The organism is Leisingera sp. ANG49, from assembly GCF_059694505.1.
Genome location: NZ_JCATZN010000004.1, coordinates 494017 through 509853, shown reverse-complemented (window position 1 = coordinate 509853; position 15837 = coordinate 494017). Strand labels below are relative to the sequence as shown.

12 protein-coding genes and 1 tRNA gene are annotated in these 15837 nt (G+C 64.0%); 4 read left to right on the top strand and 9 right to left on the bottom strand.

Annotated features, from left to right (window positions below; all coding sequences use genetic code 11):
• Positions 1-31: 31 nt before the first annotated feature.
• The 3 genes from paaZ (at position 32) to AC58NV_RS16300 (ending at position 3217) form a co-directional block, all read left to right on the top strand.
• On the top strand, positions 32-2062 hold the full coding sequence (gene paaZ, locus AC58NV_RS16310; protein WP_497228054.1) for a phenylacetic acid degradation bifunctional protein PaaZ: 2031 nt from the start codon (positions 32-34) through the stop codon (positions 2060-2062).
• A gap of 84 nt (positions 2063-2146) precedes the next feature.
• Positions 2147-2947, top strand: coding sequence for a PaaX family transcriptional regulator C-terminal domain-containing protein (locus AC58NV_RS16305; protein WP_497228053.1), 801 nt, complete (start codon positions 2147-2149; stop codon positions 2945-2947).
• A 193-nt stretch (positions 2948-3140) separates the two neighbouring features.
• Positions 3141-3217, top strand: a tRNA-Met gene (locus tag AC58NV_RS16300).
• Positions 3218-3352: 135 nt separating this feature from the next.
• Here AC58NV_RS16300 and AC58NV_RS16295 read toward each other — a convergent pair.
• The 3 genes from AC58NV_RS16295 to AC58NV_RS16285 form a co-directional block, all read right to left on the bottom strand.
• The gene (locus AC58NV_RS16295; protein WP_497228052.1) at positions 3353-4336 is read right to left on the bottom strand and encodes a GlxA family transcriptional regulator; all 984 of its coding nucleotides are present in this window, start codon (positions 4334-4336) and stop codon (positions 3353-3355) included.
• 23 nt (positions 4337-4359) lie between these two features.
• Positions 4360-6834 (bottom strand): GcvT family protein, encoded by a 2475-nt coding sequence (locus AC58NV_RS16290; RefSeq protein WP_497228051.1) that lies wholly within the window; start codon positions 6832-6834, stop codon positions 4360-4362.
• Positions 6835-6986: 152 nt separating this feature from the next.
• Entirely contained in the window at positions 6987-8507 is a 1521-nt protein-coding gene (locus AC58NV_RS16285) for a trimethylamine methyltransferase family protein (RefSeq protein ID WP_497228050.1), read from the bottom strand.
• A 93-nt stretch (positions 8508-8600) separates the two neighbouring features.
• Here AC58NV_RS16285 and AC58NV_RS16280 point away from each other — a divergent pair, with 93 nt between their 5' ends.
• Positions 8601-9515, top strand: a complete 915-nt coding sequence (locus AC58NV_RS16280; RefSeq protein ID WP_497228049.1) for a LysR substrate-binding domain-containing protein — start codon at positions 8601-8603, stop codon at positions 9513-9515.
• A gap of 1 nt (position 9516) precedes the next feature.
• Here AC58NV_RS16280 and AC58NV_RS16275 read toward each other — a convergent pair whose 3' ends face one another.
• From AC58NV_RS16275 to AC58NV_RS16250, 6 genes are all read right to left on the bottom strand, one after another.
• The gene (locus AC58NV_RS16275; protein ID WP_497228048.1) at positions 9517-10377 is read right to left on the bottom strand and encodes a metal ABC transporter permease; all 861 of its coding nucleotides are present in this window, start codon (positions 10375-10377) and stop codon (positions 9517-9519) included.
• On the bottom strand, positions 10377-11255 hold the full coding sequence (locus AC58NV_RS16270; protein ID WP_366662740.1) for a metal ABC transporter permease: 879 nt from the start codon (positions 11253-11255) through the stop codon (positions 10377-10379). Before AC58NV_RS16270 ends, AC58NV_RS16275 begins: the two co-directional genes overlap by 1 nt.
• Positions 11255-12172: a manganese/iron ABC transporter ATP-binding protein gene (locus tag AC58NV_RS16265; protein WP_497228047.1), complete on the bottom strand. Its 918-nt coding sequence runs from the start codon at positions 12170-12172 to the stop codon at positions 11255-11257. The genes AC58NV_RS16270 and AC58NV_RS16265 overlap by 1 nt, the downstream gene beginning before the upstream one ends.
• Positions 12173-12271: 99 nt before the next feature.
• Positions 12272-13174, bottom strand: coding sequence for a metal ABC transporter substrate-binding protein (locus tag AC58NV_RS16260; RefSeq protein WP_497228046.1), 903 nt, complete (start codon positions 13172-13174; stop codon positions 12272-12274).
• A 191-nt stretch (positions 13175-13365) separates the two neighbouring features.
• The gene (locus tag AC58NV_RS16255; RefSeq protein WP_497228045.1) at positions 13366-14928 is read right to left on the bottom strand and encodes an alkaline phosphatase family protein; all 1563 of its coding nucleotides are present in this window, start codon (positions 14926-14928) and stop codon (positions 13366-13368) included.
• A 147-nt stretch (positions 14929-15075) separates the two neighbouring features.
• Positions 15076-15831: a maleate cis-trans isomerase family protein gene (locus AC58NV_RS16250; protein WP_497228044.1), complete on the bottom strand. Its 756-nt coding sequence runs from the start codon at positions 15829-15831 to the stop codon at positions 15076-15078.
• Between the last annotated feature and the right edge of the window lie 6 nt (positions 15832-15837).

The window sequence follows — 15837 nt, the reverse complement described above, 5'->3', positions numbered from 1 at the left end:
CCCGCGCCGGCCTGATGAAAAGGACGACAGGATGAGCCTTCTAGAGATTTCCAGCTTTGCAGCGGGTCAATGGGTCGCACCGGGCGCAGGCGCCCGCAACATCGCCAGCGCCATCACCGGCGAGGTGATCGCTAGCGCCGGCAACGACGCGCTCGACGTGCAGGCGATGCTGGACTACGCCCGCACCGTGGGCGGCGCCAACCTGCGCAAGCTGACCTTCCACGACCGCGCCCGGATGCTGAAGGCGCTGGCAGGCCACCTGAACCAGCACAAGCAGGCGCTCTATGATCTGTCGTTCAACACCGGCGCCACCCAGTCCGACCACATGATCGACATCGACGGCGGCATCGGCACCATGTTCGTCTTTGCCTCCAAGGGCCGCCGCGAAATGCCGGACGGCCACGTCTACCTCGACGGCGATGTGGAGCAGCTCAGCCGCAACGGCACTTTCCTGGGCCAGCACATCTGCACCCCGCTGCGCGGCGTTGCGGTGCATATCAACGCCTTCAACTTCCCGGTCTGGGGCATGCTGGAGAAACTGGCCCCCACCCTGCTGGCAGGCGTCCCGGCCATCGTGAAACCGGCCACCAACAGCTGCTATGTGACCGAACTGGCGGTGAAACTGATGCTGGACTCGGGCATCCTGCCCGACGGCGCGCTGCAACTGGTCTCCGGCGGCCTCGGCGACATGCTGGACCACCTGACCATGCAGGACGTGGTCAGCTTCACCGGCTCCGCCAATACCGCGCTGAAACTGCGTGCGAACCCGGTGATCCTGGAAAACTCGGTCCGTTTTGTCGCCGAACAGGACAGCCTCAATGCCTCCATCCTTGGCCCCGACGCGCAGCCCGGCACGCCGGAGTTTGACCTCTTCATCAAGGAAGTCAGCCGCGAGATGACCACCAAGGCGGGCCAGAAATGCACCGCCATCCGCCGCATCATCGCACCGCAATCGCAGGTGGACGCGGTGATCGAGGCACTCTCTGCCCGCCTGGCGAAAACCCAGATCGGCGACCCGCGCCTGGAAACCACCCGCATGGGCGCGCTGGTCTCGGGCAGCCAGAAACGCGACGTGCTGGAGAAGGCCGCAATCATCGGCCAGGAAGCAGAACGCGTCTTTGGCGACCTGGACAGCTTCTCCGTCGATGGCGCCGACGCCGAAAAAGGCGCCTTTGTGCCGCCGATGCTGTTCCACTGCGCCGACCCGGACAAGGCAATCCGCGTGCACGACACCGAGGCCTTCGGCCCCGTCTCCACCATCATGGGCTACCGTGATCTGGACCACGCCATTGATCTGGCCAACCGCGGCCAGGGCTCGCTGGTGGCGTCTGTCATCACCCATGACCCCGCCACTGCCCGCGAGGTCGCCATCGGCGCCGGCGCCTACCACGGCCGCCTCTACTTCAACAACCGCGATTCGATGAAGGAATCGACCGGCCACGGCTCCCCCCTGCCCCACATGGTGCATGGCGGTCCAGGCCGTGCAGGCGGCGGCGAGGAAATGGGCGGCGTGCGCGGCGTGAAGCACTACATGCAGCGCACTGCTATCCAGGGCTCGCCCGACATCCTGTCGGCGATTGGCGAGAAATGGGTCCCCGGCGGCACCGAGATCAAAGGCCCGGCGCACCCCTTCACCCGCAAGTTCGGCGAGCTGTCCATCGGCGAGACCCTGCACACCGCCCCGCGCACCGTGACGCTGGAGGATATCGAGACCTTTGCCCATTTCACCGGCGACACCTTCTATGCCCACATGGACGACGACGCCGCCAAACGGAACCCGTTCTTCCCGGGCCGCGTCGCGCATGGCTACCTGCTCCTGTCATTCGCCGCGGGCATGTTCGTGCAGCCCGACGAAGGCCCGGTTCTGGCCAACACCGGCCTCGACAATCTGCGCTTCATGAAGCCGATTTCGGCGGGCGAAAGCATCAAGGTGCGCCTCACGGTCAAGAAGAAGACCCCGCGCAACGAGGAATACGGCGAGGTCCGCTGGCACGTCACCCTGACCAATCAGGACGGCGAGATTGCAGCGGAGTACGAGCTGCTGACCATGAACGCCTTCTGAACTTGCGCAAAAGTGGTAGGCAGCGGTAACGCTGCACCGCGCCCGGACTGGTCGAACCGGTCCGGGCGAACTATGTTTATCCCCATGAACGAACAGCAAAACCCCTGGTTTGACACCACCGTCCAGCAGCTGAACGACCCGCAGAACCAGCGGGTCTGGTCGGTGATCGTTTCGCTGTTCGGCGATCTGGCGCAGGACAAGGGCGCCCAGATCAGCGGCGGGGCGCTCACCCGCATCATCACCCCGATGGGAATCAAGCCAGAGGCAATCCGGGTGGCGCTGCACCGGCTGCGCAAGGACGGCTGGATCGAAAGCGAGCGCGCGGGCCGCGCCTCGGTGCATTACCTGACAGAATACGGCCGCAATCAATCCGCCGCTGTGACCCCGCGGATCTATGAACGCAACGCTGCTGCACCGGGTGAATGGCATCTTCTGATCGCCGAGGACGGCGCCGGCCAGGCCACCCTGGACGAGGTGCTGCTGCTGCCCAGCTATGTGGCGGTGAACCGCACCACCGCCCTGGGCCGCGGCCCGATGCCGCAAAGCCTGGATGATCTGCTGGCGGCCGGCGTCAGCTCCATCGCGGTGCCGGACTGGCTCAAGACACGCCTGTTCCCGGATCACCTGTGCGACGCCTGCGCCGCCCTGCAGCGGGACTTGCAGCAAATCTCCGCGCCGCCTGCGGGCCTGACCCCTGCGCAGACCGGCACGCTGCGGACCCTGATTGTGCACCGCTGGCGCCGCGTGGTCTTGCGCCACCCGGACCTGCCGTCCGGTTTTCACCCCGCCGGCTGGACCGGCGAGTCCTGCCGCGCCCTGGTGTTCGCCCTGCTGGACAAGCTGCCGCGCCCGGATCTCGCTGCCCTGGACGGCCTGTCGGAATAACCGGCGCCACCATCAGCCTCCCGCTGCTGCAACAGCAGCCGCGCCGGGCTCCGCCTGGGCTAAAGAACGCGCAACCGTCCGTAATTTCAATGCTTTTCCAGCAGGTTCGAAAAATGTCCGAAGAATCCGCGATTCTTCCGCTTTTCTGCTTGACCCGGCTGGCGGCATTCCGTAAATCGCCTCCACACAGAGCGGCGGAGTAGCTCAGTTGGTTAGAGCAGCGGAATCATAATCCGCGTGTCGGGGGTTCAAGTCCCTCCTCCGCTACCACCCTTCCCGAAATGACAGAACGCACGGCAGCACAGATTGCGCTGATGCGGGCGCGTTTCGCCATCCGCTCCATCATTTTGCATGAAGTTGAGAAGCTGCGCTTCCCGCGCGGCTGAAACGCCCGGTGAACGGCCGTCAGAACGGCCGTTCCTGATGCGGCGACTTGCCGAAATACCGGCGGTAGACCTTGGCGAAATGGGTCTGGCTGTTGAAGCCCGAGGCCAGCGCCACGTCGATGATCCGCATGTTGGTCTGCAGCAGCAGGCTGCGCGCATAATCCAGCCGCAGCCTTGTGTAATAGACCTTGGGCGTTGTCTGCAGGTACTTGGAAAACAACCGCTCCAGCTGGCGCACCGACAGGCCGACCAGACAGGCAATGCCGCCGGGGGTCAGCGGCTCCTCCAAGTTGCTGCGCATCAGGCTGAGCGCTGCAGCCAGCTTCTCATGCCGCACACCGGCGCGCCCGAACTCGGACACCGTCTGGTCCTGGCTGCCCTTGCGCGCGGCAGAGCAGACCATCAGATCCGCCGCCGCCGTCGCCACGTCACTCCCATGATGATCCGAGATCAGGTTCAGCATCATGTCGACCGTGGCGGTGCCGCCGGCGCAGGTGATCAGGCTCCCGTCGATGGTGAACAGCGAGCTTTTCACCTCCACATCCGGATGCATCTCCGCCAGCGTGGCCCGCTGCGCCCAATGGGCAGACGCCCGGCGCCCGGACAAAAGCCCCGCCCGTGCCAGCGCCATGATGCCGCCGCCAAGCGCTGCCATCGGCAATCCCATCCGCTGCGCCTTCCTAAGCCAGCCAAGCACCTTCAGCGATATCCCCGGCTCCACCCCCTGGCCGCCGCAGACAAAGACCATGCTGCCGCGCGCCAGCTCCGGCAGGCCGCCGTCAACCGCGACCCTCAAACCGTTGGGAGCCGTCGCCGGCAGCCCGTCTTCGCTGACCACGCGCCAGTCATAGCGCGCGGTCCCGTCGTGTTTGTTCGCCGCCTCCAGCGCCGCCACCGCACTGGACAGGTCCAGCGGCGAGAAGGTGGGCAGCAGCAGGAAGATGCAGCGGCAGGTCGGCACGGCCTGCACCGCGTCGGGGAGCGTCCGCATGGGTCTGGTCATGGTTTCTGCTCCCCTTGCGTGGATCAGGCGCGCATGTTGGCGCCGTTGGCGTCGTAGATGGGCGCGCCCAGCACCTCGGCGTCATACATCTCGCCCAGAATCTCGACCTGCAGCCGGGTGCCCGCCACCGCGTGTTCTGCCACGACATAGCCCATCGCCATCGAGGTCTTCGCGTGATGCGCATAACCGCCGGAGGAGATATAGCCCACCGCCGCGCCATCCTTCAGGATCGCTTCGTCGTTCGACACATCTATGCCGTCCACGTCGATGGTCATGGTGACCAGCTTGCGACTTGGGCCTGCTTCCTTGGCTGCCAGCGCGGCCTCCTTGCCAACAAAGTCCTTCTTCCAGTTGATGAAGACATCCATGCCGCTTTCCGCCGCGTCGAAATCCGGGCGGAAGTCCAGCGTCCACACACCCCAGCCCTTTTCCAGCCGCATCGACATCAGCGCCCGCGCGCCGTACCAGCGGTAGCCCAGATCCGCGCCCGCCTCCTCGATCGCTTCCGCCAGACGCAGCAGGTACTGCGGTTTGCAGTAGATCTCATAGCCGAGCTCGCCCGAGAAGCTGATCCGGTTCAGGATCACCGGCACGCCGCCCACGAAGGTCTGGCGCAGATCGCGGAACTTCATGGCCTCGCCCGAGACATCCTCACGGGTGATCCGCTGCAGCAGCTGCCGCGATTTCGGCCCGGACAGCGCAATGCCGTGCCAGTCGTCCGAGACGTTCTGATATGTCACATCCTCCGGCAGATCCTTCTCGAACCAGCGGCGGTGCGCCTCCTGCATGGCGCCGGAGCCGAACAGCATGAAATGCTCCTCGCCCAGGCAGGCCACGGTCAGATCGCCATAGAGCTTGCCCTTGGGGGTCAGCATCGGCGTCAGCGTCAGGCGGCCCGGCTTCGGCACATAACCGGCCAGCACCCGGTCCAGATAGGCGCGCGCGCCCGCACCCTTGAACTCATGCTTGGCAAAGTTGGCAACCTCGATGCCGCCCACGGCTTCGCGCACCGCCTTGACCTCGCGCGCCACGTAATCATGCGAGCGGTTGCGCTCAAAGGTCGGCTCCTCATGCGCGTCCTCCGGCCCGTCGGCAAACCACAGCGCATTCTCCAGGCCAAAGCCCTGGCCCATCCGCGCGCCCTTGGCGACCAGCCGGTCATACAGTGCGGTGGTCTTCTGCATCCGGCCCTTCGGCAGCGTCTCGTTCGGGAAGGTCATCACGAAGCGGCGCTCGTAGTTCTCAGTCGATTTCACGGTGCCCCAGTCGGGGGTCGCGAAGTCGCCAAAGCGCGCCACATCCATCGCCCAGACGTCGATGGACGGCTCGCCGTCGATCATCCACTCGGCCATGGTCAGGCCGACGCCGCCGCCCTGGCAGAAGCCCGCCATGACGCCCACCGCGCACCAGTAGTTCTTCATGCCCGGAACCGGGCCGATCATCGGGTTGCCGTCGGGACCGAAGGTGAACGGCCCGTTGATCATGTCCTTGATGCCCGCCTCACCGATGGCAGGGATGCGCTCAAACGACATTTCCAGACGGTCGGCAATCCGGTCCAGATCCGGCTGCAGCAGCTCGTGGCCGAAGTCCCACGGGGTGCCGCCCACCTTCCACGGTGTGCCCTTGGGCTCATAGGTGCCCAGCAGCATCCCCTGACGCTCCTGCCGGAAGTAGATGTTGGCCTCATAGTCGATACCGGCCGGCAGGCGGGTCGGGTGGTTGGCCACCGCGTCGATCTTGTCGGTGATCAGGTAATGGTGCTCCATTGGCTGCACCGGCAGGTTGATGCCCTGCATATGGCCGACCTCACGCGCCCACAGACCGCCGCAGTTCACGATATGCTCCGCGTTGATCACCCCGCGCGGGGTCACCACGTCCCAGCTGCCGTCCGGGCGCTGGGTGGTCGCAGTCACCGGCGTGTGGGTGAAATACTGCGCACCGTGCATCTTGGCCGACTTGGCGAACGCATAGGTCGCGCCCGACGGGTCCAGATCGCCGTCCTGATCGTCCCACAGCGCCGCGTGGTAGTGTTTCGGGTCAATCAGCGGATGGCGCTCGGCCACTTCCTTTGGGCTGATGAATTCCTGGTTCAACCCCATGTAGCGCGCCTTGGATCGTTCCCGCTTCAGATAGTCGTACCAGGTCTTGTTCGACGCCAGATAGAAGCCGCCGGTGATGTGCAGGCCGACGCTGTGCCCCGAAGCCTCCTCGATCTCCTTATAGAGGTCGATGGTATAGGACTGCAGACGCGAGATGTTCGGGTCCGACGAAATCGTGTGGATTTGCCCCGCCGCGTGCCAGGAGGAGCCGGAGGTCAGCTCGTCACGTTCCAGCAGCACCACGTCCTTCCAGCCGAACTTGGCCAGGTGGAACAGGATCGAGCAGCCAACCACACCGCCGCCGATGATCACCGCCTTGGCGTGGCTCGGCAGCTTCTTGTCGCCGGTGCTCTCCTCTTTGTGGATGTTGAGCGTCGATTGGGCAAAATTGTCTGACATGGGTTTGTCCTCAGGTCCGGGGCAAAGCGCAGGAATTGCGGTAAATGGCACCAAAGGGGTGCACAGGGGGTGTACGGGGGGTGCACAGGGGGTGCCGGGGCATTCCGGCACATCCTGCATCAGCTGAACTTATGCGTGAAGAAAGGGTTAACTCAGTACCACGCATCCGGGATCTCCTCCTTGCGGCGGGCAACATAGGCAGCCAGTTCCTCTTTCACCGCCTCATCCATCGGCGGCGCCTGATACTCGTTCAGCATCTGGTTCCAGCGTTCATAGGCGCGCTGGCGCATGTCCTTGGAACCGCCTTCCTCCCAGCTCTCGACATTCTCACTGTCGCTCAGCTTCGGCTCATAAAACGCGGTCTGGTAGTTGCGCATGGTGTGGCCGGAACCCAGGAAATGCCCGCCCGGCTCCACCTCGCCATAGGCATCGCGGGCAAAGGCCTCGTCGCTGGTATCCAGCCCTTGGCTCAGCACCTTCTGGTAGGATCCCAACCTGTCCGCATCCATGATCAGCTTCTCGAACCCGGTGCACAGCCCGCCTTCCAGCCAGCCCGCCGAATGCAGCACATAGTTGGCGCCCGCCAGCATGGTGGAATGCATCGAATCCGCACTCTCATAAGCTGCCTGCGCATCCTCGATCTTGGACGCGGTCAGCGACCCGCCGCAGCGCAAAGGCAGCCCGGCCCGGCGGGCCAGCTGGCCGATCGCATAGTTTGAAATCACCGGCTCCGGCATCCCGAATGTCGGCGCGCCGGACTTCAGCGACATGGACGACAGGAAGTTGCCCAGCACAAACGGCGCACCGGGACGGACGATCTGGGTGAAGGCGCAGACCATCATCGCCTCCGCCATCGCCTGCGCCACCGACGCCGCGGTGGAAACCGGCCCCATCGCACCCGTAAGGATGAACGGCACAACGATAATTCCCTGCCCGCGGGCGGAATAGGTGCGGATGGCCTCAGTCACAACCTTGTCCACCAGCAAGGGCGAGTTGGTGTTCACGTTGCCCATGATCACGCAGTTCTCGTCCATGACATCCTTGCCAAAGACGATCTCGGCCATATCGACGCTGTCCTGCGCTCGGGACATCTCGGTGATGGCACCCAGATGCGGTTTGTCGCTCAGCGTCATATGGGCAAACAGCATGTCGAAATGGCGCTTGCTGACGGGCACGTCGCAGGGCTCGCAAATCACGAACCCGCCGTGGTGCAGGTTCGGATGCATGTAGGTCAGCTTCACAAGCTTCTCGAAGCTCTCCATATCGCCATAGCGCCGCCCGCCCTCCAGGTCGCGTACAAACGGCGCGCCGTAGATCGGGGCGAAGACCTGATTGGTGCCGCCGATGGTGACAGACCGCGCCGGATTGCGGGCCAATTGGGTGAACTCGCGCGGCGCCTTGGCGCACAGCGAACGGATCCACTGCGCATCGGCACGCACGGTGTCGCCGTCAATCTTCGCGCCGGCCTCTTTCCAGATCCGCAAGGCTTCGGGGTCGTCGCGGAAAGCGATGCCGACTTCCTCGAAAATCCAGTCGACCTGCGCTTCCAGCCGGACCAGCTTTTCCTCGTCCAGCACGTCAAAGAACGGCAGCGTCCGCTGGATCCAGGGCGAGGCCGGAGCCCCGGCGGGGGCAGTGTTTCTGTCGCGGGATGCGCGGGCGCGTCGGGCCATGGGGCTCTCCATCTTCAGGCGTTGCGGAACAATAAGACCCGGCGCAGATGTTGTGACGGTTGAAAATTCTGATGATTTGGATAACACACAGTTATGCAAGAACTCTGGAAACTCCTTACCAGCCCCCGCCACCTGATCGTGTTTGAAGCCGCTGCCCGGCACGGCTCCTTTACCCGCGCGTCGGAAGAACTGAACGTGCAGCAGCCTGCTGTCAGTGCGGCGGTCAAACAGCTGGAAGCGTCTTTGGGCGTTATTTTATTCCGCCGTGGACACCGAAAGGTGGAGTTGACCGGGGCGGGCATGCGGCTTTACACGGATGTTTCAAAGGCGCTTGAGGACATCCTGTCCTCCGCCAAGGCGGTGCGGCAGTTCGGGCGTAACGACCATGTGACGCTCAACTGCTCCTCGGCTTTTGCATACTACTGGGTGATGCCAAGACTGACCCAGCTGCATGAGGCGCATCCCGACATCGACCTGCGGCTGCAAAGCTCCGACCGGGAGCCGGACATCAACACCGAAGGCATCTCATTGGCGGTGCGGCGCGGCGACGGCAACTGGCCGGACTGCCATTCGGCCCTGATCGCGCCGGAGGTGATCTTTCCGGTGGCCAGCCCGCGGGTGATGGCCTCGGCGGTCAATCTGGCGACGGTGCCGAATCTGTTGCACGAGCGGCTGATCCATCTGGAGGAACCGATCCGGGAGCGCCCCAGGTGGCAGCAGTGGTTTGCTCATTTCGGGGTGACCGGGCGCCCGCCGGCCGCGGGCCTCAGGCTCAACGACTACGCGCTGGTTCTGCAGGCGGCGATTGCGGGCGAGGGTTTTGCATTCGGCTGGCAGCATGTGACCGAGCCGCTGATCAAGCAGGGGCTGCTGGCCGCCCGCAAGGAATGGTCCTGGACCACCGGCGCAGGGTTCTACCTGGTGTGGTCCAAGACCCAGGACCTGGTGCCCAATGCAGAACTGGTGCGGCAGTGGCTGCTGGAGATGGCCAGGCCCGGAACCGCGTGACTCACGCGGCGCCGGAGGAGTCCATGGCGCGCTGCATCGACCTGCGATGCGTCAGATACAGCCGCCGCACAAAGGCGAGGATGAACAGCGCGGTCAGGATCAGCACGATGGTCGGCGCCGGTGCGCTGTCGAGGAAGAAGCTGGCATAGGTGCCCGCCAGCATCGAGAACATGCAGACCAGCACAGCAACCCACAGCATGGTGCTGAACTTGCGCACCACCAGGAACGCGATGGCACCGGGGGCGATCAGCAGTCCGATCGCCAGGATCAGCCCGGCCGCCTTGAGCGTTGCCACGATGGTCAGCGACAGCGCCGCCAGCAGCCCGTAATGCAGCACCGTGACCGGCAGGCCCGACGCCTGCGCCTGCGCCGGGTCGAAGCTGTGCAGCAGCAAGTCCTTCCACTTCAAGACCAGCGCCGCGCCGACCACCAGCGAGATGATGCCTGCCGTCCACAGCTCATCCGGTTCCACCCCCAGCATGTTGCCGAACAGGATGTGGTCCAGATGCGCGTTGGTCTCCAGACCCACATACATCACGATGCCGAGCCCGAACATGCCTGAGAACACCACTCCCATCACCGTATCCTGCTTGACCCGGCTGTTGCCCGCCAGGAAGCCGGTTGCCACCGCGCACAGCATGCCGGCCGCAAAGGCGCCGATGATCAGCGGGAAGCCCAGAACATAGGCCAGCACGATTCCCGGCAGCACCGCGTGGCTGACCGCGTCGCCCATCAGCGCCCAGCCCTTCATCACCAGGAAGCAGGACAGCAGGGCCGTGGGCACCGAGACGATCATGGAGATCCAAAAGGCGTTCTGCATGAACGCGAACTGGAACGGCATCAGCAGCGTATCGAGATCCATCACGCTGCCTCCTGTTGTGCGGCGGGGCCGCGCTTCAGCGCTTCGCGCGCCTTGCGCTTGGCCGCCAGCAGCCCGTGTTTCGGGGCGAACACAAAGACCGCCAGGAAGATCAGCGTTTGCAGCGTCACGATGATGCCGCCGGTGGCGCCGTCCAGGAAGTAGCTGGCATAGGCGCCGAAGAAACTGGTGAGGGCACCGATCAGCACCGACACCATGATCAGCCGCGGGAAGCGGTCGCACAGCAGATAAGCGGTGGCGCCGGGTGTCACCACCATGGCGATCACCAGGAAGGCGCCCACGGTCTGCATCGCCGCCACGACGGAGGCTGATAGCAGCACAAAGAACACGGCCTTCAGCAGCCCGGGCCTGAGCCCGATGGTGCGGGCGTGATTTTCGTCGAAGAAGGTGACCATCAGGTCCTTCCACTTGGCCAGCAGCACCGCCAGCGAGACAAAGCCGATGATCGCCAGCTGCAGTGTATCCTCCGGTGTAATGGCCAGGATATTGCCCATGGTGATGGTCTGCACCGAGACCGACATCGGGCTGATCGAGACGATGAACAGGCCAAGACCGAAGAAGGAGGTGAAGATCAGGCCAATGATCACATCGACTTTCAACCCCGAACGCTCTGACAGGAACAGCATCGCCGCCGCCGCCAGCCCGCCGGCGATGAAGGCGCCCAGCGCAAAGGGCAGGCCCAGGATGTAGGCGCCCGCCACCCCCGGCACCACCGAGTGCGAGAGCGCGTCGCCGATCAGCGACCAGCCCTTGAGCATCAGATAGGCGGACAGGAAGGCGCAGACACCGCCCACCAGCGCCGAAACCCACATTGCATTGGTCATATAGCCGTAGGTGAACGGCTCCAGCAGGTATTCCATCACGGCTTGTCCCCGCCCTCGCCACGGCCTTCGCTGGTCTGGGTTTTTTCGCCGTACTGGACAAAGGGGCGCTCGTCGTCGGTCAGGATGGTAACCTCGCGGGTGTCGCCATCATCATGCAGCGCGTCGCCGCCCAGGGTAAAGTGGCGCAGAACGCCGCCAAAGGCGTGTTCCAGGTTTTCGCGGGTAAAGGTGGTTTCGGTCGGCCCGTAGCCCAGCACTGTGCCCTTGACCAAGACCGTGCGGTCGCAGAATTCCGGCACGCTGCCGAGGTTGTGGGTGGAGACCAGCATCACCCGGCTCTCCTCGCGCAATTCGCGCAGGAGGGCGATGATCTGCTCCTCGGTTTTCACATCGACACCGGTGAAGGGCTCATCCAGCAGGATCACCTGCCCGTCCTGCGCCAGGGCGCGGGCCAGGAACACCCGCTTGCGCTGGCCGCCGGACAGTTCGCCGATCTGGCGGTGGCGGAAGTCCTGCATGTTAACCCGGCGCAGTGCCTGATCGACGGCCTCGTGATCGGCCGCCTTGGGGCGGCGCAGAAAGCCCATGTGGCCGTAGCGGCCCATCATCACAACGTCCTCGACCAGCACCGGGAAGGCCCAATCGACTTCCTCCGACTGCGGCACATAGGCAACCAGGTTCTTGCGCAGCGCCTCCTTGACGGTCATGCCGAGGATGCGGATTTCGCCCTGCGCGGCCGGGACAAAGCCCATGATCGCCTTAAAAAGGGTCGACTTGCCCGCGCCGTTCACCCCGACCAGCGCGGTGACGGTGCCGCGGGGAATGCCGAAGCTGGCATTCCACAGCGCGGTATGGCCGTTGCGGTAGGTGACGGTGACATTCTGTGCGGCAATCCCGCCGTCCGCTGGTGCGGCGCTGGTGTTCATGATGTGGGTCTCGCTGGCATCAAGCATTGGGCTTTCCCGCAGAGTTACACACAGAAATTGTGTTTTGTGAAATGAAACGCCCCGCAACTTGCGCTGCGGGGCACTTGGATATGAAAAAGGACGTTCTTAGTTGGTCACTTCGGTCAGGCCGCGGGCCACGGTCTGGGAGGTGACCTTGAGCAGGTCCAGGTATGTCGGCACCGGGCCATCGGCCTCGCTGAGGGAGTCGACATATAGCTCGCCGCCGTAGGCAACGCCGGTTTCCCGTGCCACCTGCTCTGCCGGAGCGGTGTTGACGGTGCTTTCGCAGAACACCACCGGGATGTCATTGGCGCGCACGCCGTCGATCACACCGCGCACCTGCTGCGGGGTGCCGACCTGGTCGGCGTTCATCGGCCACAGGTACAGCTCCTTCATGCCGAAATCGCGGGCCAGGTAGCTGAAGGCGCCCTCGCAGGTCACCAGCCAGCGCTTGTCCTCGGGGATCTCCGCGATGGAACGGCGCAGCGGCTCGATGGTGGCGCGCAGCTTGTCTTTGTATTCGCCTGCGTTCTTGACGTAGATCGCGGCGTTTTCAGGGTCGTGCTCGGCAAAGGCCTCGACGATATTGTCAATATAGATCAGCGCGTTATCCAGACCCATCCAAGCGTGCGGGTTGGGCTTGCCCTCGTAAGAGCCGGCCGCGATCGGGATCGGGTCGATGCCGTCGGTCAGGGTCACGGAAGGCACATCGTCGAGGTTTGACAGGAACTGCTCGAACCACAGTTCCAGATTCATGCCGTTCCACAGGATCAGGTCGGCGTCAGAAGCCCGCACGATATCGCGCGGGGTCGGCTCATAGCCGTGGATCTCCGCCCCCGGTTTGGTGACCGAGACCACTTCAGCCGCATCCCCGGCCACATTGGCAGCCATATCGGCCAGCACGGTGAAGGTGGTGACAACCTTCATCTTGTCTTCAGCCATGGCGGCGCTGGCGGTGACGGCAGCGATGGCGGCGGCGGACACTGTCTTGAGCAGGTTCGGGAACATCCGATTCTCCGTTTTGAAGATGTCTTTGATGCACTGTTATTGCAAATCATTCGCAACTGTCAATGAAATTGAGAATGATTTGCAATAACGGAGGTTTCCAGCCACCCGCCGCCGGCACATCCAAGCCTGACAGGCAGCGGATGTGTTGCCATCATCAGCGACCCTTGCTCCGGCGGAGCCGGCCAAGCGTCTTACTGCGGGTACCGGGGCATGCTGCGCGCGCCATCACCGGTGATGGCGGTCAGCGACAGCGTATGGTCCATATTCCGCATCCGGTGCCGCAGCATTTGCCGGGTCAGCCGGCTGAGGTTGCCGGAATGTTCGGGCTGGCCCGCCACATTCTCCAGTTCCCCGCGGCCCTGGCTGTCAAACAGCATCGGCGGCAGGTCGGCAGCGAATTCGACCAGCGTGAACCGCTCGTCCCGCAGGATACCAAGGCAAGAATCGCTGGCCGTGGTGCCAAGCTCCTGCTGCCACAACGTCGGCTGCAGCGGGTCCGAGAAATCCAGCTCAGAGAAGGAATACTGCCGCCAGTCCTTCGGCACCTCTCCGCGCAAGAGCGGCAGCAGCGACCTGCCGTCCATGGAATTCGGCACCTCCTGCCCCACCCATTCGAGGATAGTCGGCGTCACGTCGATGGATTCGGTGATCTGCGGCAGGCAGGCGCCTGCGTTCCGCTCGTTGCCCGGCATCCGGATGATCAGCGGCGTGTGGTAGGCGGCATCATAGACCGTCATCTTGCCCCAGGAATGCCGGTCACCCAGCATCTCGCCATGGTCAGCGGTAATCACCACCATAGTGTTGTCGTATTGGCCCGTGTCCTTCAGGAACCGGATCACCCGCCCGACATGGTGATCCACTTCGGTCGCGAGGCCCAGGTAAACTGACCGCAAGGTGCGGATGTTCTCATCCGTCGGCTCCAGTTCCGGGAAGCCTTCGACGAAGCTGGCAGCGGTGCTTTTCCGCAGCAGCGGGCCGAAGAACGGGTGCTGCGCGCATTCCTCCTCCGGTGTCGCCAGCCGTTCCGGCAAGGGCAGGCTGGCTGGGTCACACATGCTGTTGTAGGGCGCCGGCGCCACCAGCGGCGGGTGCGGCCGGATATAGGTCAGATGCGCGAACCAGCTTTCCTTGCGATAGGCGGCCATCTTTCCAAGGAAGGAGTTGGTCAGGAACGCGGTGTCGCTGTCCTCCGCCGCGTAGAGCGCCGGATCGTTCAGCCTAGGCGCGCCGCCAGCGGGCGAGACCGGCTTGTAGACGTCCCAGTAGTTTTCGAATTCATAGCCCTGGCTCATCAGATGCGACTGCCACGGATAGGACATCTCCAGCCGCATCTCGGTCATCTCATGGAACCCGTTCATCGGGTATTCATAAGTCCTGAGCGCCGGATCGTTGGCATCATATGCGCGCGGATCCTGTGAAGTATCGGTATAGCCGAACAGCATCGGCAGATAGCCTGCCTTGCGCATTTCGGTGGCGATGTTCGGGGTGTCATGGCGCAGCGGCGTGCCGTTGCGGACCGAGCGGTGGTTCATCGCGTACTGCCCGGTCAGGATCGACGCCCGCGACGGCCCGCAGGGGTTGGTCACCGAGAAATGCCGTTTGAACGACACCGCCTCCTGCATGAAGCTGCGGATATTCGGCAGCTTCACATGCTCTGCCAATGCCCCGAACACACAGTCCGCGCGCAGCTGGTCGATGATGATGAACAGGACGTTGCGGGTCGCGGGGCGGTTGTCGGGGCGGGCAGCGGGCATCCGGGTGTCCTCATTTTCAAGGCACGGGTCAGGTTTCGGATGCCAATCTGCGGCGATCTGCAGGCGGATTACAAGCGCAGACTGCGCACTGCGGCAGGACAGCCTGCCGCGGTGCACCAGCCGGTAAACCCAGGAGGGTTCCCCCTGTCAGGCAGCCAATCCCCGGGTGAACATCTTGCCGAATTGCGGCAGAGGATCCTCAACACCTGCAAGCCGCAGCATATGCCAGCCCAGCGCCTGGTTACTCGAAATCACCGGCACGCCGGTCCGCGCCTCGATCTCCGGAATGATCCGCAGGCATCGCAGGTTGGTGCAGGAAATCACGATCGCGTCGCAGTCGCCTTGTCCGGCGACTTGTGCTGCAGCTTCCGCAATTGCCGCCTCGCTGATCCGGGCCACAACGCGGTCGTCCATCTGTTCAAACGATCCGAAGCCAGCGATTTCAAATCCCGCCTCTTCCAGCTTGACGCGCATCTGCGCGGAAACTTCCGGCAGATACGGGGTGACAAACCCGAACCTGCCAGCACCCAGCGCCTTTCCCGCCGCAATGATCGCTGCCAGCGGGTCAGTCACCTTGGCATCCGGCAGAACGGTCTGCACGGCTTCGGCCACCTTGGCGGAACCGATCACCGTTGAGGCCGAGGTGCAGCCGTAACCGATCACGTCAAAGTTTGGCGTAGAGGGAAACAGCCGCGCCGATGCCGGCAAATCCGCCTGCATCTGCGCCAGGGTCTCCGGACGGACCTCCGGCACCATCGGGATGCGGCTGTGATAGAGCGCGACCCCCGGCTGCGCCATCATCCGGGAGAACTCCGGCTCCAGCGTTTCGTCGGTTTCCAGCACGATCACACCCAGGGTGGCGCGGGTGCCGATCCCTTCGTCCGTGTCATAAGAGAGTTTCATGGCTTT

Bases quoted from the DNA above. Each gene is read 5' to 3' on its own strand.
- AC58NV_RS16290 (WP_497228051.1), bottom strand. From the start codon at position 6,834: ATGTCAGACAATTTTGCCCAATCGACGCTCAACATCCACAAAGAGGAG.
- AC58NV_RS16305 (WP_497228053.1), top strand. From the start codon at position 2,147: ATGAACGAACAGCAAAACCCCTGGTTTGACACCACCGTCCAGCAGCTG.
- AC58NV_RS16275 (WP_497228048.1), bottom strand. From the start codon at position 10,377: ATGGATCTCGATACGCTGCTGATGCCGTTCCAGTTCGCGTTCATGCAG.
- AC58NV_RS16285 (WP_497228050.1), bottom strand. From the start codon at position 8,507: ATGGCCCGACGCGCCCGCGCATCCCGCGACAGAAACACTGCCCCCGCC.
- paaZ (WP_497228054.1), top strand. From the start codon at position 32: ATGAGCCTTCTAGAGATTTCCAGCTTTGCAGCGGGTCAATGGGTCGCA.
- AC58NV_RS16260 (WP_497228046.1), bottom strand. From the start codon at position 13,174: ATGTTCCCGAACCTGCTCAAGACAGTGTCCGCCGCCGCCATCGCTGCC.
- AC58NV_RS16295 (WP_497228052.1), bottom strand. From the start codon at position 4,336: ATGACCAGACCCATGCGGACGCTCCCCGACGCGGTGCAGGCCGTGCCG.
- AC58NV_RS16280 (WP_497228049.1), top strand. From the start codon at position 8,601: ATGCAAGAACTCTGGAAACTCCTTACCAGCCCCCGCCACCTGATCGTG.
- AC58NV_RS16255 (WP_497228045.1), bottom strand. From the start codon at position 14,928: ATGCCCGCTGCCCGCCCCGACAACCGCCCCGCGACCCGCAACGTCCTG.
- AC58NV_RS16265 (WP_497228047.1), bottom strand. From the start codon at position 12,172: ATGCTTGATGCCAGCGAGACCCACATCATGAACACCAGCGCCGCACCA.
- AC58NV_RS16250 (WP_497228044.1), bottom strand. From the start codon at position 15,831: ATGAAACTCTCTTATGACACGGACGAAGGGATCGGCACCCGCGCCACC.
- AC58NV_RS16270 (WP_366662740.1), bottom strand. From the start codon at position 11,255: ATGGAATACCTGCTGGAGCCGTTCACCTACGGCTATATGACCAATGCA.